Genomic DNA, 18,707 nt, shown 5'->3' with positions numbered 1-18,707 from the left:
AGATTCTAGGATTGCGGCGCCGCGCCGCCGGCCTTTTCGTGCTTCTCATGCGCGTAGGCCTCAGGATCGAGGCGGCGCATCTCGGCCTCGATCCAGGCCTCGACCTCGCGCATCAGCTCGTCGGGCTGGCGCCCCTCGCTGGCGATGGGCGTGCCGATGGAAACGTCGATCACCCCCGGCCGCAGCAGGAAGCTCTTGCGCGGCCAGCACTTGGCCGAGCTGGCAGCCACTGGCACGATGGGCACGCCGGCCGAGATGGCCAGGCGCGAGGCGCCGCTCTTGTAGGCGCCCTTGCTGCCGCGTGGCGTGCGCGTGCCCTCGGGAAACATGATGACCCAGATGCCCTGGTCGAAGAGCTTGCGGCCCTGGGCCGCGACCTTGTTCCAGGCCTCGGTGCGCTTGCTGCGGTCGATGTGGATCATGTCCAGCCGCCCCATCGCCCAGCCGAAGAAGGGGATGTAGAGCAGCTCGCGCTTGAAGACATAGGCCAGCGGGTGCGGCATGAGCCCGGGCAGGGCAAAGGTCTCCCAGGTGCTCTGGTGCTTGGCGGCCAACACCACGGCCGAGTTCTCCTGCGCCGCCGTGGGCAGGTTGTCCATGCCGTGGACACGGTAGCGCACGCCGCAGATCACGCGCGCACCGGCAATCGCCACCACCAGCCAGTACATGGTGGGCCAGTACAGGCGCTTGCCGCGCACGAAGATGGACAGCAGCAATGCCCCCGTGGCCCAGGGCACGACGGTGGCCGCCAGCCACAGCACGAAGAGCGCCGAGCGCAGCGCCCAGCCGAACCTTTGCAGCAGCGCCATCAGGACAGGCTCCCAGGGCCGGAATCGGCCGTGTCATCACGCGCGAGCAGGAAATCCACGAAGGCACCCAGGTCGGCGTGCGAGCGCGCCACCGGCACCTGGGCCAGCATCTGCCGCACCTGCTCGTCGCCGGCAGCGGCGGCGCGGCCCGACAGCACCAAGTGGGGTTCGCAGCCGGCGGCCTGGGCCGCCTGCAGGTCGCGCAGGGTGTCGCAGACCATGGGCACCTGGGCCAGGTCGACGCCGTAGCGGTGGCCGATGTCGATCATCATGCCCGGCTTGGGCTTGCGGCAGTCGCAGTCGTCCTCGGGCGTGTGCGGGCAGAAGAAGACCGCGTCGATGCGCCCGCCCTGGGCCAGCAGCAGCTGGTTCATGCGCGCGTGGACGGCGTTGACGGCGGCCATGTCGATCATGCCGCGGCCGATGCCGGCCTGGTTGGTGGCCACCGCCGCGTGCCAGCCGGCATGGTTGAGGCGGGCCACCGCCTCCAGCGCGCCCGGGATGGGACGCCATTCCTCAGGATCGGTGACATGGCCCTCGCGGAATTCGTTGAGGATGCCGTCGCGGCCGAGGATGACGAGCTTGGTCGAGAACATGGATTGCGGCCGGTCTAGGCAGCCAGCCGCGAGAGGTCGGCAACGCGGTTCATCGCCCGGTGCAGGCCGGCCAGCAGTGCCAGCCGGTTGCGGCGCAGCGCGGCGTCTTCGGCGTTCACCATCACGCCGTCGAAGAAGCCGTCGACCGGCGCCTTCAGCGCGGCCAGGGCCTGCAGGCTGGCGGTGTAGTCGCCGCGCTCGAAATCAGCGTCGGCCCGCGGTGCCACCGCGGCCAGCGCGGCGGCCAAGGCCTGCTCGGCCGGCTCGCGCAGCAGGGCCGCGTCGACCTCGCCCTGGGGCTCGTCGGCCGCCTTCTTCAGGATGTTGGCCACGCGCTTGTTGGCCGAGGCCAGCGCCGGCGCCTCGGCCAGGGCGGCGAAGGCGCGCACCGCCGCCAGCTGGCGCGGCACCAGGTGCAGGCGCGCCGGCCGCAGCGAGAGCACGGCGTCGACCTCGGCCGCGCTGTAGCCCTGCTCGCGCAGCGAGCCCGACAGGCGCTCGTAGACGAAGCCCAGCAGCTCGGCGCCGTTGCGCTTGATCCGCTCTGGCGGAAAGGCGTCGTAGGCGATATTCACCAGCGCATCGATGTCCAGCGCCAGCTCGCGCTCCACCAGCATCCGTATCACCCCCAGCGCATGGCGGCGCAGCGCAAACGGATCCTTGTCGCCGGTGGGCAGCTGGCCGATGCTGAACAGGCCGGCCAGGGTCTCGAGCTTGTCGGCCAGGGCCAGCACCAGGCCGGCATCGCCATGATCGGATCTGGGCAGGGCATCGCCGGCAAAACGCGGCTTGTAGTGGTCTTCCACCGCGAAGGCCACGGCCTCGGTCTCGCCGTCGTGGCGGGCGTAGTAGCCGCCCATGATGCCTTGCAGCTCGGGGAACTCGCCCACCATGTCGGTCAGCAGGTCGGCCTTGGCCAGCAGGGCGGCGCGGTCGGCCTGGGCGGCGAGCGCGGCACCGCCGAGCTGCTGGCCGATGGACGATGCGATGGCGCGCACGCGCTCGACGCGCTCGCCCTGGGTGCCGAGCTTGCCGTGGTAGACCACCTTGGCCAGCGCCGGCACGCGCGCCTCCAGCGTCTTCTTGCGGTCCTGGTCGAAGAAGAACTTGGCATCGGCCAGGCGCGGGCGCACGACGCGCTCATTGCCCTCGACCACGCGGCTGGCGTCGGCCGGGCGGATATTGCTGACAACGAGGAACTGGCTGGTCAGCCGGCCGGCGGCATCGAGCAGCGGAAAGTACTTCTGGTTGGCCTTCATCGTCAGGATGAGACATTCCTGCGGCACGGCCAGGAATTCCGGCTCGAAGCGGCACAGCAGCACGTTCGGGCGCTCGACCAGGGCCGTCACCTCGTCGAGCAGGGCCTCGTCGTCGATGGGCGTCAGGCCCTGGGCGGCCGCGGCGGCCTGCAACTGGCGCTGCAGCTCGGCGCGACGGTCAGCAAAGCTGGCGATGACGGCGCCTTCGTCGCGCAGTTGCTGGGCATAGCTGTCGGCCGAGGCCAGGCTGATGCGCGGCACGGCGGCCTCGAAGCGGTGGCCCCTGGTGACGCGGCCGGACTCCAAGCCCAGCGCTGTGACCGGCACCACCTGATCGCCGTGCAGCGCCACCAGGCCGTGGGCCGGGCGCACGAAGTTGACGCTGGTCCAGCCGTCGGCCAGCTGGTACTGCATGACCTTGGGGATGGGCAGGCGGGCCAGCGCCTCGGCCAGCGCCTTCTGCAGGCCCTCGGCCAGGGTGGCGCCGGGCACGACGCTGTCCAGGAACAGCGCCTCGGCCTTGCCGTCGGGCAGGCGCTTGAGCCGCGGCACGGCGCTGGCGTCGGCGCCCAGGGCGGCCAGCTTCTTCAGCAGCGCCGGCGTCGGTTGGCCATCGGCACCCAGGGCCACGGCCACCGGCATCAGCTTGGCCTGCTGGGCCTTGTCGGCGGCCTTGGCGGCGACGCCGGCGACCTGCACCGCCAGCCGCCGCGGGCTGGCGTAGGCAGTGACGGCGGCGTCGGCCGGCGCCAAGCCCTGAGCCTTGAGGCTGTCGGCCAGGCTGGCGGCAAAGGCCTCGCCCAGCTTCTTCAGCGCCTTGGGCGGCAGTTCTTCGACGAAGAGTTCGAGCAGCAGCGTGGTCATGGTCAGGCCGCCTTCTTCGCCAGTTGGGCGACCACTTCGTCGGCCCAGGCCTTGGGCGCCATCGGGAAGCCCAGGCGGGCGCGGCTGTCCAGGTAGCTCTGCGCCACGGCGCGCGCCAGGTTGCGGATGCGGCCGATGTAGGCGGCGCGCTCGGTCACGCTGATGGCGCCGCGGGCGTCGAGCAAGTTGAAGCTGTGGCCGGCCTTGAGCAGTTGCTCATAGGCGGGCAGGGCCAGTTGCTGCTCCATCAGGTACTTGCTCTGCTTCTCATGCGCGCCAAAGGCCTGCAGCAGGAAATCGACATCGCTGTGCTCGAAGTTGTAGGTGCTCTGCTCGACCTCGTTCTGGTGGTAGACGTCACCGTACTTCAGGCCTGCCGTCCACTGCAGGTCGTAGACGTTGTCCACACCCTGCAGGTACATCGCCAGCCGCTCCAGGCCGTAGGTGATCTCGCCGGTGATGGGCTTGCAGTCGATGCCGCCCACCTGCTGGAAATAAGTGAATTGCGTCACCTCCATGCCGTTGAGCCAGACCTCCCAGCCCAGGCCCCAGCAGCCCAGCGTGGGGTTCTCCCAGTCGTCCTCGACGAAGCGGACGTCGTTGGCTTTCAGGTCGAAACCCAGGGCCTCGAGGCTGCCCAGGTAGAGCTCCAGGATGTTGGCCGGCGCCGGCTTCAGCACCACCTGGTACTGGTAGTAGTGCTGCAGCCGGTTCGGGTTGTTGCCGTAGCGACCATCCTTGGGGCGGCGGCTGGGCTGGACATAGGCCGCCTTCCAGGGCTCGGGGCCGAGGGCGCGCAGGAAGGTGGCGGTGTGGCTGGTGCCGGCGCCCACTTCCATGTCGTAGGGCTGCAGCAGCGCGCAGCCCTGGGCGTCCCAGTAGGACTGCAATTCGAGAATGATCTGCTGGAAGGTCAGCATGGGGTGATGCGGTGCGGGTGCGGTGCGGGATCGGGCCGGAGGCTCCGGCGGGAGGCCCGAGTTTACGGGCGCCGCCAAGGCCTGGACGTGGCAAACGCCAGCGCCAGCGCACCCAGCACCAGCGGCCACAGACCGAAGCGCGCCGCCCAGGCGGCATAGGGCGTCAGGCCCTCGCGGCCCTGGGCGCGGCCCGTGAGTACGCCGCGCGTGTGCGGCGTCAGCAAGGCCTGGACGCGGCCGTCGGGGCCGATGATGGCGGTGGCGCCAGTGTTGGTGGCGCGCAGCATGCTGCGCTCGAACTCCAGCGCGCGCAGGCGCGAGATGTTCAGGTGCTGGGGGATGGCGATGCTGTCGCCGAACCAGCCGATGTTGCTGAGGTTGGCAAGCAGCGTCGGCGCCGTGGCCGCGTCGGCAAAGCGCCGCGCCAGATCCTCGCCGAACAAGTCTTCGTAGCAGATGTTGGGCGCCACGCGCTGGGCGCCCACCGCGAACGAGGGCGGGCGGGCCTCGCCGCGGTCGAAATCACCGAGCGGAATGTTCATCAGCTCGGTGAACCAGCGAAAGCCGGTGGGGATGAACTCGCCAAAGGGCACGAGGTGGGCCTTGGCGTAGCGGTAGGGAGGGCCAGCCGAGAGCCCGGCCACGGCATTGCGGTAGCCGCGTTCGTAGTCACCCAGCGGCAGGCCCACCAGGGCGGCACGGCCGGGCTGGGCGAACTGCGCCTCCAGCGCCTGCCAGTAGCCGGGCGCGGCATCTTCCAGTTGGTCGGGCAGCAGCGGCACGGCGGTCTCGGGCGCCACCACCAGTTCGGCCTCGGCCTGGGCGAGCGCCGTGGCCAGCCAGGCCAGGGTGGCCGGCATGCGCTCGGCAGCGAATTTCTCGTCCTGGCTGATATTGGTCTGCAGCAGGGCCACGCTGATCTCGCCGGCCGGCCGCGTGAAAGCGGCGGGACCGACAGCGGCCGCCGCGCCCAGTGCCAGAGCGACGCCCGTGGCCAGCGGCCAGGCGCGCCAGCGGCTGGCGACGAGCCGCGCCAGCGCCGCCGCAGCCAACGCCAGCGCCGCGCCCATGCCGTAAACGCCCAGCCAGGGCGCCAGCACGGCCAGCGGCGCGTCAACCTGGGTGTAGCCGCTGGCGCCCCAGGGAAAGCCCGTGAAGAGCATGCCGCGGCCCAGCTCGGCCAGCAGCCACAGCGCCGCGAAGAGCACCGCGTCGGCCGCGCGACCGTGGCGCCAGCGCGCATAGGCAGCGCCGGCCAGCGCCAGAAAGAGGCCCAGCGCCAGCGCCAGCGCCAGCACCGCCGCCGCAGCCAGCGGCGCCGCCAGGCCGCCGTAGCGATGCATGCTGATGAAAAGCCACCAGACGGCGGCGGCGATCCAGGCCGTGCCATAGGCCAGGCCGAGGACGAAGCCGCCGCGCGGCGTGGCCCGGTCCAGCCGGCCTGCCAGCCAGGCCGCCGTCAGCAGCGGCAGCGGCCACAGCGTGGTGTGGACCAGCGCCAGCGTCTGTGCCGCCCCCAGCAGCGCCGCCAGCACGCCGCCGCGCCAGGTGACGGGCATGGCCGTCAAGCGCTGTCGCTGTCGGGCTGGGCGCCGTCGGCCGGTTCGCGCTCGACGCGGAACCAGCGCACCGCGCCGCCGCGCGTGAGCATCACGGCAAAGCGCAGGCCGCCGACGGCGCGCGTCTCGCCGCGCCGCGGCACGCGCCCGGCGTCGTGCGCGACGAGGCCGCCTATGGTCTCGAAGTCTTCCTCGGGCAGCGTGGTGCCAAAGGCCTCGTTGACGGCGGCAATGGCGACGTCGCCGGCGACCCGGTGGCTGCCGTCGGCCAGGGTGTAGATGCCGCTTTCCTGCTCGTGGTCGTCGAACTCGTCCTCGATCTCGCCGACGATCTCTTCCAGCACGTCCTCGATGGTGATCAGGCCGGCTGTATTGCCGAATTCGTCGATGACGATGGCCAGGTGGTTGCGGTTGGAGCGGAAATCACGCAGCAACTCGTTCAGCCGCTTGCTCTCGGGCACGAAGACCGCCGGCCGCAGCAGGGTGCGCAGGTTGAGCTCGGGCGCGCGCTGCAGCTTGAGCAGGTCCTTGGCCATCAGGATGCCGATGACGTTGTCGCGGGCGCCGTCGTAGACCGGAAAGCGCGAATGCCCGGTGGCGATCACCGCATGCAGCAGTTCGTCGTAGTCGGCGCCTATGGCCAGCAGGTCCATGCGCGTGGCCGGCACCATCACGTCGCCAGCGCTCATGTCGGCCATGCGCAGCACGCCTTCGAGCATCAGGCGCGACTCGGGCTCGATCAGTTCGCGGCTCTCGGCGTCGGCCAGGGTGCGCAGCAATTCTTCCTTGCTGTCGGGGCCGGGCGAGATGAATTCGACCAGGCGTTCGAAGAAAGAGCGCTTGTCGCCCTTGACCGCGCCGCCGCCGGAATGGGCGCGGGCGGTCCTGTGAGACGCGGGTTCGGACACGAAGCGGTGCCGGCAGTGAGGGGGCGCCAAGAATAACCGAGGGTGCCCCCGTGGCGGCCCTTCCTCATGCGCCTTGACAGCGCGGGGGGCTTGAATCACATTCGTCGACCCCCATCTGAGTGCCCATCGCCTGCCGCACGGCCCGCCGCCGAGCCCCCAACGCCATGTCATTGATCCCCGCCACCATCCTCACCGGCTTCCTGGGCTCCGGCAAGACCACGCTGCTCAAGCGCGTGCTGTCCGAGTCGCACGGCCAGAAGATCGCCGTCATCGAGAACGAGTTCGGCGAGGAGAACATCGACAACGAGCTGCTGGTCTTCGAAAGCCAGGAGCAGATCATCCAGATGAGCAATGGCTGCGTCTGCTGCACCATCCGCGAAGACCTGCGCACCACGCTGGCCGAGCTGGCCGAGAAGCGGCGCAAGGGCGAGATCAGCTTCGACCGGGTGGTGATCGAGACCACGGGCCTGGCCGACCCGGGCCCGGTGGCGCAGACCTTCTTCATGGACGACGAGATCGCCGAGAGCTACCTGCTCGACAGCGTGCTGACGCTCGTCGACGCCAAGCACGCCGACGGCCAGCTCGACACGCGCCAGGAGGCGCGGCGCCAGATCGGCTTCGCCGACCAGATCTTCATCAGCAAGTCCGACCTCGTGGGCGAGGCCGAGGTGGCGGCCCTCACCCACCGCATCAAGCACATGAACCCGCGTGCGCCGCAGAGCAAGGTGCATTTTGGCGAGGTGCCCATCAGCCAGGTCTTCGACCTCAAGGGCTTCAACCTCAACGCCAAGCTCGAGATCGACCCCGAGTTCCTGAACGCCGACAGCGGCCACGACCACCACCATGGCCATGATCACGACCATGACCATGGCGAGCACTGCGACCACCCACACCACCACGCCCAAGATGACGACGTGAAGAGCTTCGTCTTTCGCAGCAAGAAGGCCTTCAACCCGGCCAAGCTGGAAGACTTTCTCGGCTCCATCGTCCAGGTCTACGGCCCCAAGATGCTGCGCTACAAGGGCGTGCTGTTCATGAAGGGCAGCGACCGCAAGGTGGTGTTCCAGGGCGTACACCAGATGATGGGCAGCGATCTCGGCCCCAAGTGGGCGCCGGGCGAGGAAAAGGGCAGCAAGATGGTCTTCATCGGCATCGACCTGCCCAAGGACGTGCTGATGCAGGGGCTCGAGCAATGCCTCGTCTAGAGGAATGCACCGGGGTTCCACAGGTCGCGGCGGGCATCCTGCACGCGTGGCTACAATCCGCGCGCCCTGAAGCACCAACAGGCTCGCATTCGAGTTCCCGCAAGGGGAGGAGGTCCCCGTGATCAAGCCACCGGCCAAGGCGGCCACCGCCAGCAAGACGCCGGCGACGCCCGCCAAGACCCCAGCGAAGGCCGCCGCCACCGTCGCACCGACGCCGACCCCGGCGCCGACGCCGGTACCCAACCGCTTCACCGATCGATTTGCTCCGGCGGTTCGCGCCGCCACGCCCGAGATGTCCGAAACGCTTGCCCATTCCAAGCCCGCCCAGAAGGTCGACCCCAAGACCGCCAACGCCTGGAAGACCAAGGCCGGCCGCGACCTGGCCGAGGACGAACTGCTCGCCATGCCCGAAGCGGAGTACATGGGCGAGAAGCAGATCGACTTCTTCCGCGCCCGGCTGCAGAAGCAGAAGGACGACCTGCTGTCCAACGCCGGCGAAACCACCGAGCACCTGCGCGAAGACACCTCCATCGTCCCCGACCCGGCCGACCGCGCCACCATCGAGGAAGAGCACGCACTTGAGTTGCGCACGCGCGACCGCGAGCGCAAGCTGCTCAAGAAGATCTCGCAGTCGCTGGCGCGCCTGGAAAGCGGCGAGTACGGCTATTGCGACGAAACCGGCGAGCCGATCGGCTTGGCGCGTCTGCTCGCCCGCCCCACCGCAACGCTGTCGCTTGAGGCCCAGCAACGCCGCGAGCTCAAGCAGAAGATGTTCGGCGACTGACCGGCGCACCCTCGGGCGCGGCCTGCGGCCGCCGCCCGCACGAGGCGGTGTCGGTCACCGCCGGTTGCAGCGCAATCCCGACACAGGGTGCCTGCCGAGGTAACATTTGTCCCCCATGGCCGAAAACGAGAGCTTCTTCCGCAAAGTGGTGCGGTTCGTCGCGAACCCGGCCACGGATTGGACCGATCTCAATTCACGCCAGGAAGACACGCGCGAGCTCGACCTTGAGAAGTCCGAGCTGAAGGCGATGATCGAGCGCAAGCGGCGCAACGACTTCGTGCGCAAGCGCGAGTTCGACATGCTGCGCCGCGTGCGCCGCGAAGGCCTGTCGCCCGAGCAACTGGCCACCCTGGGCACGTCGTCGCGCATCGATGACTCCGAGGTGCGCATGCCCGAGGGCACGTCGCGGCCCGAGGGCGTGAAGGCCAAGATCGACGAGATCGAGCAGCAGATGGTGGGCGAGCCCTCCTTCAGCAATTCCACGCGCCGGCCTCCCGGCGCCACCCTCTCGCCCACAGAACCGGCCGTGCTGCAGCGCCCGTTGCGCCCGCCCTTGCCGACACCGCCGCCCATGGCCCGCGCTCGCGCCGATGAGCCGCGGCAGCCGGCGCCGCCGCCGGTGATGGACATCCCGCTGCCGCCGCCGTCAGCACCGGCGCCCATGCAGATGGCCTCGGCGCTGCCGCCGCTGGCGCCGCTGCAGGCGGTGTCCTTTGCCAGCAGCCTGCCCCCAGTGCCCGCGCCGGTCGCAGCCGCCGGCGCCGACTTCGACAGCCCCTTCGCCGTCGAAGTGAGCGAGGTCATGCACGACCCCGAGCTCGACGAGGCCGTGATCGCCTTTGCCAACGCCGATTTCTCGCAGTGCGAGGAAGCGCTGCAGCGCATCACCGGCCCCGGCAGCGGCCGCGCGCAGCACGCCGAGACCTGGCTGGTGCTGTTCGACCCCTACCGCGCCACAGGCCAGCAGCCGCAGTTCGAGAGCCTGGCGCTCGATTACGCGCAGCAGTTCGGCTGGTCGGCGCCGCAGTGGTACTCGTTGCCCAAGCTGGTGGCCGACGCCGTCAACGAGGACGGCGATCTCGCCAATTCGTCGGCGCAGCGCGGCGGCGGCGAGGTCGGCTGGATCTGCCCCGACCTGCTCGACATCGAGGAAGTGGCCCGCCTGCGCTCGCAGACGCTGCAGATGCCCCTGCCCTGGGTCTTCGACTGGGGCCATCTGCGCAGCGTCGACGCCGAGGCGGCGATGCAGTTGTCGACGCTGTTCCGCCTCTGGGCCGGCCAGGCCATCGAAATGCGCTGGATTGCCGGCGAACGCCTCTTTGGCGTGCTGGGCGAGGCCGCGCCCACTGGCGTGCGCGACGCCGACCCGGTGTTCTGGCTCACGCGCCTGGATGCGCTGCGCCTGGCCAACCGCGCCGACCAGTTCGACGAGACCGCCATCGACTACTGCGTCACCTACGAGGTGAGCCCGCCCTCCTGGGAGCCGGCGCGCTGCAAGGTGCAGGTCAGTGGCGCCAACCTGAACACGCGCACGCCGTCGATGTCGGTGGTCAGCGATGTCTCCACCGGCTTCCTCGAATCGGGCCTCACCGAAGACCAGGGCAACAACATCGCGGTGGCCAATGTCGAGCTCTCCGGCCAGCTGGTGGGCGACATCGGCGCCACCCTGGCCCGCCTGCAGGGCCAGCTCGGCAGTGCCACGGTGGTCAATGTGTCGTGTGCGCGCCTGATCCGGGTCGACTTCATCGCCGCCGGCGACCTGCTCAACTGGGTGCTGGCGCGGCGCCAGGAAAATCGCGCCGTGCAGTTCACGGACACCCACCGCCTGGTGGCGCTGTTCTTCAGCGCCATGGGCATCAACGAACATGCCAAGGTTGCGGTGAGGAAGGTCTAGCCTTTCTCTAGCCGCCGCGGCGGCCACCCGCCCGCGACCCCAGGCCTCCACACAGGCACCGCATGGAAAGCTACCACGGCACCACCATCGTCAGCGCGCGCCGCGGCGCCAGCGTCGCGCTCGGCGGTGACGGCCAGGTCACACTGGGCCACATCGTCGTCAAGTCCAGCGCGCGCAAGGTGCGCAAGCTCTACCGCGAGCAGGTGCTGGCCGGCTTTGCCGGCGCCACCGCCGACGCCTTCACGCTGTTCGAGCGCTTCGAGGCCAAGCTCGAAAAGCACCAGGGCCATCTGCAGCGCGCCGCCATCGAGCTGACCAAGGACTGGCGCACCGACCGCGTGCTGCGCCGGCTCGAAGCCATGCTGGCGGTGGCCGACAGCAGCTGCTCGCTCATCATCACCGGCAATGGCGACGTGCTCGAGCCCGAGTTCGGCATCGTCGCCATCGGCTCGGGCGGTGCCTACGCCCAGGCGGCGGCGCGGGCGCTGCTGGCCCACACCGAGATGGCGCCGGCCGAGATCGTCAAGCGCTCGCTCGAGATCGCCGGCGACATCTGCATCTACACCAACCAGAACCACATCGTCGAGACCCTCGGATGAGCATGACGCCCAAAGAGATCGTCAGCGAGCTCGACCGCCACATCGTCGGCCAGAACGCTGCCAAGCGCGCCGTGGCCATCGCGCTGCGCAACCGTTGGCGCCGCCAGCAGGTGGGCGAGCCGCTGCGTGCCGAGATCACGCCCAAGAACATCCTGATGATCGGCCCCACCGGCGTGGGCAAGACCGAGATCGCGCGCCGCCTGGCGCGGCTGGCCGACGCGCCCTTCATCAAGGTCGAGGCGACCAAGTTCACCGAGGTCGGCTATGTCGGCAAGGACGTCGACACCATCGTGCGCGACCTCGTCGAGATCGCCGTCAAGCAGGAGCGCGAGCGTCAGATGACGGCGCGCCGAGCGCTCGCGGAGGACGCCGCCGAGGACCGCATCCTCGACGCCCTGGTGCCACTGCCGCGCAGCGTGGGCTTTGCCGCCACCGAGGCCGCGCCGGCCGACAGCACCGCGCGCCAGGTCATGCGCAAGCGCCTGCGCGAGGGCACGCTCGACGACAAGGAGATCGAGATCGACCTCGCCGAGGCGCGGCCCGCGCTCGAGATCCTGGGCCCCCAGGGCGTGCCCGGCATGGACGAGATGGCCGAGCAGTTGAAGGGCCTGTTCTCGCAGATGAACACCGGCAAGCGCAAGGCGCGCAAGATCCGCATCGGCGAGGCGCGGCTGCGCCTGGTCGAGGAAGAAGCGGCCCGCCTCGTCAACGAGGACGAGATCCGCGCCGCCGCCGTGGCCCAGGCCGAGGCCAACGGCATCGTCTTCATCGACGAGATCGACAAAGTCGCCTCGCGCCAGGAGCACGGCGGCGCCGAGGTCTCGCGCCAGGGCGTGCAGCGCGACCTGCTGCCCTTGGTTGAGGGCACCACCGTCAGCACCAAATACGGCCAGGTGCGCACCGACCACATGCTCTTCATCGCCAGCGGCGCCTTCCACCTGGCCAAGCCGAGCGACCTGATTCCCGAGTTGCAGGGCCGATTCCCGATCCGCGTCGAACTGGGCTCGCTCTCGGTCGACGACTTCGAAGCCATCCTCACCAGCACCCACGCCAGCCTCATCAAGCAGTACCAGGCCCTGCTCGCCACCGAGGGCGTGACGCTCTCGATCACGCCGGCCGGCGTGCGCCGGCTGGCGCAAATCGCCTTTGACGTGAACGAGCGCACCGAGAATATCGGCGCGCGCCGCCTGGCCACGGTGATGGAGCGGCTGCTCGACGAAGTGAGCTTCGACGCCCCCGAGCGCGACGGCCAGACCGTCGTCATCGACGCCGCCGAGGTCGATGCCCGCCTGGCCGAGCTGTCGCGCAACGAAGACCTCTCGCGCTACATCCTCTGAGGGTCGGGCCCGTGCGCAAACGACCGGCCGCCGCCATGCCCGCCCAGCCGCTCTACATCGCCCCGGCCCCCTTCGACGATGCCGATGCCGCGCTGGCGCGCGTGCAGGCCATCTACCGCAACAGCACCGAGCATCTGCGCGGAGCGCTGCAGCGCTTCGTTGCCGGCGACGACGTGGGCCGCCGCGTGCGCGCCTGCTACCCCTATGTGCGGGTGCGCACCGACACCGTGGCGCGCGCCGATTCGCGCCTGAGCTATGGCTTCGTCGCCGGGCCGGGCCAGTTCGAGACCACGCTGACGCGGCCCGATCTCTTTGCCGACTACCTGGCCGAGCAGTTCCGCCTGCTGCTGCGCAACCACGGGGTGGCCCTCGAGGTCGGCACCAGCGGCCAGCCCATCCCGGTGCACTTCTCGCTGGCCGAGAACGACCACCTCGAAGGCAGCCTCAGCCCCGAACGGCGCCTGCTGATGCGCGACCTGTTCGACCTGCCCGACCTGGCGGCGATGGACGACGGCATCGCCAACGGCACCCACGAGCCGGCGCCCGGCGTGGCCCAGCCGCTGGCGCTGTTCACGGCGCCGCGCGTCGACTACTCGCTGCACCGGCTGCGCCACTACACCGGCACCGCGCCCGAGCATTTCCAGAACTTCGTGCTCTTCACCAACTACCAGTTCTACATCGACGAGTTCATCCGCCTCGGCCATGCGCTGATGGCCGACCCGGCGGGCGACTACACCGCCTTCGTCGAACCCGGCAATGTGCTGACGCGCCGCGCCGGCAGCGCGGCCGAGCCGGGCGACGACAGCGGAGCCGCGCCGCCGCGCCTGCCGCAGATGCCGGCCTACCACCTGAAGCGCGCCGGCCACGGCGGCATCACGATGATCAATATCGGCGTCGGCCCCGCCAACGCCAAGACCATCACCGACCATGTGGCGGTGCTGCGCCCGCACGCCTGGCTGATGCTGGGCCACTGCGCCGGCCTGCGCAACAGCCAGCAGCTGGGCGACTACGTGCTGGCCCACGCCTACATGCGCGAGGACCATGTGCTCGACGAGGAGTTGCCGCTGTGGGTGCCGATACCGGCGCTGTCCGAGGTGCAGCTGGCGCTGGAGCAGGCGGTGGCCGAGGTCACCCGGCTCAGCGGCTACGAGCTGAAGAACATCCTGCGCACCGGCACCGTGGTCTCCACCGACAACCGCAACTGGGAGCTGCTGCCGCCTTCCGGCCCCGAGCGCCGCTTCAGCCAGAGCCGGGCGGTGGCGCTGGACATGGAAAGCGCCACCATCGCGGCCAACGGCTTCCGCTTCCGCGTGCCCTACGGCACCCTGCTGTGCGTGAGCGACAAGCCGCTGCACGGCGAGATCAAGCTGCCCGGCATGGCCAACCACTTCTACCGCGAGCGCGTCGACCAGCACCTGCGCATCGGCATGCGCGCCGTCGAGCTGCTGCGCCAGCAGCGCCCGGGCAGCCTGCACAGCCGCAAGCTGCGCAGCTTCGCGGAGGTCGCCTTCCAATAGGTGGCAACGGGCGGCAGGCGGCTTTCGGGGCAGTGCTGACCTGCCTCAAGCCGGCAGGGCACGCGCTCTTGTCGCCCGCGGCGGCTTGTCATACGCTGGCCTGACCGCAGCCAGAACACAGCGCCAGGCGCTGAAGGAGCCAGACCCCATGCCCAGCCCAACCCCCGGCAGCCCGGCGAGCCCCGCCGCCATCCGAACCCTGGCCCTGGTCGGGCCCTCGGCGGCGGGCAAGACCACCCTGGCCGAAGCCCTGCTGGCGCGAACCGGCGCCATTGCCAGCGCCGGTTCGCTCGAGCGCGGCAGCACGGTGAGCGACCACGATCCACTCGAACGCAAGATGCAGCACTCGCTCAATTCGAGCGTGATGCACCTGGTACACGCCGACACCCGCGTGCATTTCATCGACACCCCCGGCGGCAGCGATTTCCTCGGCCAGAGCCTGCCGGCGCTGGAGGCCGTGGAAACCGCCGCGGTGGTGATCAACGCCGCCGTCGGCATCGAGCCGCTGGCGCTGCGCATGATGGACTACGCCGCCTCGCGCCACCTCGACCGGCTGATCATCGTCAACAAGATCGACAGCCCCGGGGTCAACCTGGCGGCGCTGATGGAACAGATCCGCGAGGTCTTCGGCAAGGAGTGCCTGCCGCTGAACCTGCCCGACGCCCAGGGCACCAAGGTCGTCGACTGCTTCTTCAACCGCGAGGGCCACAGCGATTTCGGCAGCGTTGACGCCGCTCACCGCGCCCTGGTGGAGCAGGTGGTCGAGGTCGACGCCGAGTTCGTCGACCGCTACTTGAACGACGGCGACATCGACGCCAGCGAACTGCACGCGCCGCTGGAGCAGGCCTTGCGCGAGGGCCACCTGATCCCGGTGTGCTTTGTCTCGGCCAAGAGCGGCGCCGGCGTGGCCGAGTTGCTGGACATCATCGTCAAGCTGCTGCCCAACCCGACCGAGGCCAACCCGCCCGATTTCCTGCTCGGCGAAGGCGACGCAGCCCAGCCCACCCAGGCCGAGCCCGACCCGGCCAAGCATGTGCTGGCCCATGTATTCAAGGTCACGGTCGACCCCTTCGTCGGCCGCATGGGGCTGTTCCGGGTCTACCAGGGCACGGTCACCAAGGACAGCCTGCTTTACATCGGCGATGGCCGCAAGCCATTCAAGGTCGGCCATCTGTTCATGCTGCAGGGCAAGAACACGGTCGAGGTGGCGCGCGCCCTGCCGGGCGACATCGTCGCGGTGGCCAAGGTCGACGAGATCCACTTCGACGCCGTGCTGCACGACGCCGCCGAGGATGACCACATCCACCTCAAGGCGCTGGACTTTCCCAAGCCGGTGCATGGCCTGGCCATCGAGCCCAAGCGCCATGGCGACGAGCAGCGCATGTGGGAAATCCTGACCAAGCTCATCGACGAAGACCCCTGCCTCAAGGTCGAGCATGTGGCCAGCACCAATGAGACCATCCTCTACGGCCTGGGCGAGCTGCACCTGCGCGTGCTGCTAGAGCGCCTGCGCGAGACCTACAAGTTCGAGGTCAATACCCGCCCGCCGCGCATCGCCTACCGCGAGACCATCACCGCCAATGCCGAAGGCCACCACCGCCACAAGAAGCAGACCGGCGGCGCCGGGCAGTTCGGCGAGGTCTTCCTGCGCGTCGAGCCGCTGCCGCGCGGCGGTGGCTTCGAGTTCCTCGACCAGGTCAAGGGCGGCACCATTCCCTACCAGTTCATCCCCGCGGTCGAGAAGGGCGTGCGCGAGGTGCTGGCTGGGGGCGGCATCGCCGGCTACCCGGTGGTCGACGTGCGCGTCATCGTCTACGACGGCAAGCACCACAGCGTGGACAGCAAGGAAATCGCCTTCGTCACCGCCGGCCGCAAGGCATTTCTGGCGGCGATGCGCGAGGCTCGGGCCATCGTGCTCGAACCCATCGTCCACATCGAGATCACGACGCCCGACCACGCGCTGGGCGACATCACCGGCGATCTTTCCAGCCGGCGCGGCCTCGTCACCGGCACCGCCAATGGAGCCCCGGGCGTGATGATCGTGCGCGGCCAGGCGCCGATGTCCGAACTGGCGGGCTACCAGTCACGCCTGAACTCGCTGACCGCCGGCCAGGGCCGCTACAGCATCGAGCTGTCGCACTACGACCCGGTGCCGCCCAATGTGCAGCAGCAGCTGGTCGGCCAGTTCCAGGTGCGCGACGACGATTGACGCACCGCGAAGATTCTTCCGGATCCTCGCGCCGCCGCCTCAGCGCGGTGCCGCCTTGCGCATGTCATCAAGCTGCTTGAGCCAGGGGCCCCAGTCGTAGGGGCCCTTGTCGAAACGCTTCTGCAGATTGCCCAGCACGCCACCCCAGGCGCGGTCGAAATAGGCGTAGGCCTTGTCCCATTCACCGCCGTCGCCCCAGCCGACGTGGTGCAGGCTCACCTGGGTGCGGCGCTCGTCCAGTGCCGCGAAGCGCACGATGACCAGGGTGCGCTGGGCGCGCGCCTCGGGCAGCGAAGGCGGCGCGTTCCAGTCGAAGGAGATCATCGATTTGGGCTGCACCGCCATGAATCGCATCTCGTCGGCGCCCTTCATGCCCGGCGCTGCGCCCGGGTCCATGTAGATCTGGAAGTCGCCGCCGACGCGGGCGTCGACCTTGGCATCGGGCGCAAAGAAGCTGACGATGCCTTCGCGCGTGGTCCAGGCCTGCCAGACCTGGTCCAGCGTGGCGTTCACCGCCACGCTCTTGGCTATGGCCCGCTCGGCACCCTGAGCCGGCGCCAGCGCTGCGCCCAGTGAGATGGCGAGCACGGCGCCCGCGAGATGGAAGTTCATGGCCCGTCCTCCGCTCGAAGGCCCATGCTAGCGCGGCGCGAAGCAGGGCAAGGCGGATTTATCATCGAGGGCCATGCCCGACAGCCCCAAGGATCTCGCCGAGCGGCGCCTCGACAATGCGCTGGCGCTGTTCGAGGAATTCGTTCGCGCCACCGCCCGCCACGCCGACGCCGCCACGCTGCGCGGCCTGGAACGCCGCTTTGCCGAGCGCGTGCAGATCCAGCCCAGCTACTGGAGCCAGATCAAGAGCCGTTCACGCCAGATCGGCGAACGCCTGGCGCGACAGTTCGAACACCTCTGCCACAAGCCGCGCGGCTGGATGGATGTGCCGCACGACGGCAGCGAGGCCGCCGCGCCGGCCGCCGCGGTCGAGCCGCAAGACGAGTCCGGCCCGCGCGACGACGACGAGCGCTTCATCGTCGGCCTCGTGCTCACCTACTACCGCCGCCACCCGCAGCGCGCACGCACGCGCCTGCTGGACCTGCTGGGCGAGGTGCTGACGCCGGCCGCAGCCGCGCCGGCATCGCCTCCCGGCCGACCGGGCACGCCGGCGAAGCCGCTCTCGCCGCAGGCCGAGGACGCCCATGCGCTGTGGCTGCAGACGCAAAGTGGCGTCGCGCCGCTCAAGCGCCGCAAGTGAGCCTCAGGAGCCCCCCTAGATCGCAGGGGGTGGTGGATGGATATCGAGGCTTGTGCATTGATAACGATATGTTTATCATTTGCGCAAGCCTGCAGGGTGGCCAAAGCGGCACCCTGCAACCGATCAACCCCAGCCCGGAGCGCCATGTTCTTCCTGCCAACCCTCAGCAATGCGTCTGCATCCCGCCGTGCGGCGGCCGCAGCCGCGATGCGTGCTGCGTTGGGGGTCGCCATGTCGAACCGCGCCCTGAACCATGGTGCTCCGCCCGGGGCGCCGGTGAGCTGATGCCGCAGGCCTAGTACGCCAGCGGTACTCCAGCCGCCACGGCCCGGGTTGCACCAGCAGCCCGGGCCGTTTGCTTTTCTGCAGCCCGCCACCGTGAAGGAGACACCCATGAAGCTGATTCTCAAGACCACCAAGCCGCGCAATCCCTTCGTCGCCGCCAGTCGCCGGCGCGCCGCCGGTGCCCACCGCGGCACTTGTCCGCGCCAGACGGCGCAACGCGAACTGCGCCGCGAACTCGCCCGCCTCGAGCCCAGCCCCTGAATTGAGCCTGCCGGCGCAGCCCCCGCTGCCGGCCTGCTACCCCGATGGAGACCGACCATGATCCTGCGTGAACTGCCCCTGGAAGCCGCGCCCGCACCTGCACGCCGCAGCCGCCGCGCCCTGCTGGCCCTGCTGCTGCGCACCGCCAGCCGCGCCCTCGAAACCCTGGCCGAGCGCCTGGCACTGGCCCCCGTGGCGCCCGTCGCCGATCCGGTGCTGGAATTCCACGCCGAAGCCGGCGCCCCCGAAGGCGCGCTCTATGTCGACGGCCAACTCGTCGGCCACCTGGCCGGCGTGAACCGGCTGTGAACGACCCCGCCCTGCGCGCGCCCCAGCCGCGCAGGGCCCCAGGGGTCAATTCGGCTGCCTGGGAAGGCAGCGGGCCGCTACCATGGGGAGCACGCCGCCGCAGCCAGCGCGGGCCGCGCCCGCTCAAGCCCGCGCCGGCG

General features: G+C 69.8%; 17 protein-coding genes. 10 read left to right on the top strand and 7 right to left on the bottom strand.

Going from position 1 to position 18,707, the window contains the following annotated elements; all coding sequences use genetic code 11:
• Window positions 1-5: 5 nt before the first annotated feature.
• The 6 genes from JMV16_RS18320 to JMV16_RS18295 all read right to left on the bottom strand — a co-directional run bounded on the left by JMV16_RS18320 (window position 6) and on the right by JMV16_RS18295 (window position 6,915).
• A complete protein-coding gene (locus JMV16_RS18320; protein WP_201495747.1) occupies window positions 6-809 on the bottom strand; it encodes a lysophospholipid acyltransferase family protein in 804 nt (267 codons plus the stop codon).
• On the bottom strand, window positions 809-1,405 hold the full coding sequence (gene gmhB / locus JMV16_RS18315) for a D-glycero-beta-D-manno-heptose 1,7-bisphosphate 7-phosphatase (RefSeq protein WP_201495746.1): 597 nt from the start codon (window positions 1,403-1,405) through the stop codon (window positions 809-811). Before gmhB ends, JMV16_RS18320 begins: the two co-directional genes overlap by 1 nt.
• A gap of 14 nt (window positions 1,406-1,419) precedes the next feature.
• On the bottom strand, window positions 1,420-3,534 hold the full coding sequence (glyS, locus tag JMV16_RS18310; protein WP_201496012.1) for a glycine--tRNA ligase subunit beta: 2,115 nt from the start codon (window positions 3,532-3,534) through the stop codon (window positions 1,420-1,422).
• On the bottom strand, window positions 3,531-4,448 hold the full coding sequence (gene glyQ, locus JMV16_RS18305; RefSeq protein WP_201495745.1) for a glycine--tRNA ligase subunit alpha: 918 nt from the start codon (window positions 4,446-4,448) through the stop codon (window positions 3,531-3,533). The genes glyS and glyQ overlap by 4 nt, the downstream gene beginning before the upstream one ends.
• 62 nt (window positions 4,449-4,510) lie before the next feature.
• Window positions 4,511-6,007, bottom strand: coding sequence for an apolipoprotein N-acyltransferase (gene lnt / locus JMV16_RS18300; protein ID WP_201495744.1), 1,497 nt, complete (start codon window positions 6,005-6,007; stop codon window positions 4,511-4,513).
• Between the two features lie 5 nt (window positions 6,008-6,012).
• Window positions 6,013-6,915, bottom strand: coding sequence for an HlyC/CorC family transporter (locus JMV16_RS18295; protein ID WP_201495743.1), 903 nt, complete (start codon window positions 6,913-6,915; stop codon window positions 6,013-6,015).
• 164 nt (window positions 6,916-7,079) lie between these two features.
• Between JMV16_RS18295 and JMV16_RS18290 the strand changes: the two genes are divergently transcribed.
• The 7 genes from JMV16_RS18290 to fusA all read left to right on the top strand — a co-directional run bounded on the left by JMV16_RS18290 (window position 7,080) and on the right by fusA (window position 16,460).
• Window positions 7,080-8,120: a CobW family GTP-binding protein gene (locus JMV16_RS18290; RefSeq protein WP_201495742.1), complete on the top strand. Its 1,041-nt coding sequence runs from the start codon at window positions 7,080-7,082 to the stop codon at window positions 8,118-8,120.
• 118 nt (window positions 8,121-8,238) lie between these two features.
• Window positions 8,239-8,904 carry an RNA polymerase-binding protein DksA gene (gene dksA, locus JMV16_RS18285; RefSeq protein WP_236580599.1) on the top strand — a complete coding sequence of 222 codons (666 nt, stop codon included), beginning with the start codon at window positions 8,239-8,241 and terminating at the stop codon, window positions 8,902-8,904.
• Window positions 8,905-9,019: 115 nt separating this feature from the next.
• A complete protein-coding gene (locus JMV16_RS18280) occupies window positions 9,020-10,798 on the top strand; it encodes an STAS domain-containing protein (protein WP_201495741.1) in 1,779 nt (592 codons plus the stop codon).
• A gap of 62 nt (window positions 10,799-10,860) precedes the next feature.
• Entirely contained in the window at window positions 10,861-11,397 is a 537-nt protein-coding gene (gene hslV / locus JMV16_RS18275; RefSeq protein ID WP_201495740.1) for an ATP-dependent protease subunit HslV, read from the top strand.
• Window positions 11,394-12,734 carry an ATP-dependent protease ATPase subunit HslU gene (gene hslU, locus JMV16_RS18270; protein WP_201495739.1) on the top strand — a complete coding sequence of 447 codons (1,341 nt, stop codon included), beginning with the start codon at window positions 11,394-11,396 and terminating at the stop codon, window positions 12,732-12,734. The genes hslV and hslU overlap by 4 nt, the downstream gene beginning before the upstream one ends.
• A gap of 35 nt (window positions 12,735-12,769) precedes the next feature.
• On the top strand, window positions 12,770-14,251 hold the full coding sequence (locus tag JMV16_RS18265; RefSeq protein ID WP_201495738.1) for an AMP nucleosidase: 1,482 nt from the start codon (window positions 12,770-12,772) through the stop codon (window positions 14,249-14,251).
• A 148-nt stretch (window positions 14,252-14,399) separates the two neighbouring features.
• Window positions 14,400-16,460, top strand: coding sequence for an elongation factor G (gene fusA, locus JMV16_RS18260; protein ID WP_201495737.1), 2,061 nt, complete (start codon window positions 14,400-14,402; stop codon window positions 16,458-16,460).
• A 39-nt stretch (window positions 16,461-16,499) separates the two neighbouring features.
• Here the strand turns inward: fusA and JMV16_RS18255 are convergent, their stop codons facing one another.
• Complete coding sequence (locus JMV16_RS18255) at window positions 16,500-17,072, bottom strand: SRPBCC family protein (RefSeq protein WP_201495736.1); 573 nt, start codon at window positions 17,070-17,072, stop codon at window positions 16,500-16,502.
• Between the two features lie 73 nt (window positions 17,073-17,145).
• Here JMV16_RS18255 and JMV16_RS18250 point away from each other — a divergent pair, with 73 nt between their 5' ends.
• The 3 genes from JMV16_RS18250 to JMV16_RS18240 all read left to right on the top strand — a co-directional run bounded on the left by JMV16_RS18250 (window position 17,146) and on the right by JMV16_RS18240 (window position 18,567).
• Window positions 17,146-17,712, top strand: a complete 567-nt coding sequence (locus tag JMV16_RS18250; RefSeq protein WP_201495735.1) for a hypothetical protein — start codon at window positions 17,146-17,148, stop codon at window positions 17,710-17,712.
• 393 nt (window positions 17,713-18,105) lie between these two features.
• Entirely contained in the window at window positions 18,106-18,258 is a 153-nt protein-coding gene (locus JMV16_RS18245) for a hypothetical protein (RefSeq protein ID WP_201495734.1), read from the top strand.
• 57 nt (window positions 18,259-18,315) lie between these two features.
• A complete protein-coding gene (locus JMV16_RS18240; RefSeq protein ID WP_201495733.1) occupies window positions 18,316-18,567 on the top strand; it encodes a hypothetical protein in 252 nt (83 codons plus the stop codon).
• Window positions 18,568-18,707 lie beyond the last annotated feature (140 nt).

The sequence above is a fragment of the Rubrivivax sp. A210 genome, assembly GCF_904426505.1.
In the GTDB taxonomy this organism is placed as follows: domain Bacteria; phylum Pseudomonadota; class Gammaproteobacteria; order Burkholderiales; family Burkholderiaceae_C; genus Rubrivivax.
Note: the sequence above shows the minus strand (reverse complement) of the source record. Positions and strands in the feature narration are given on the sequence as shown.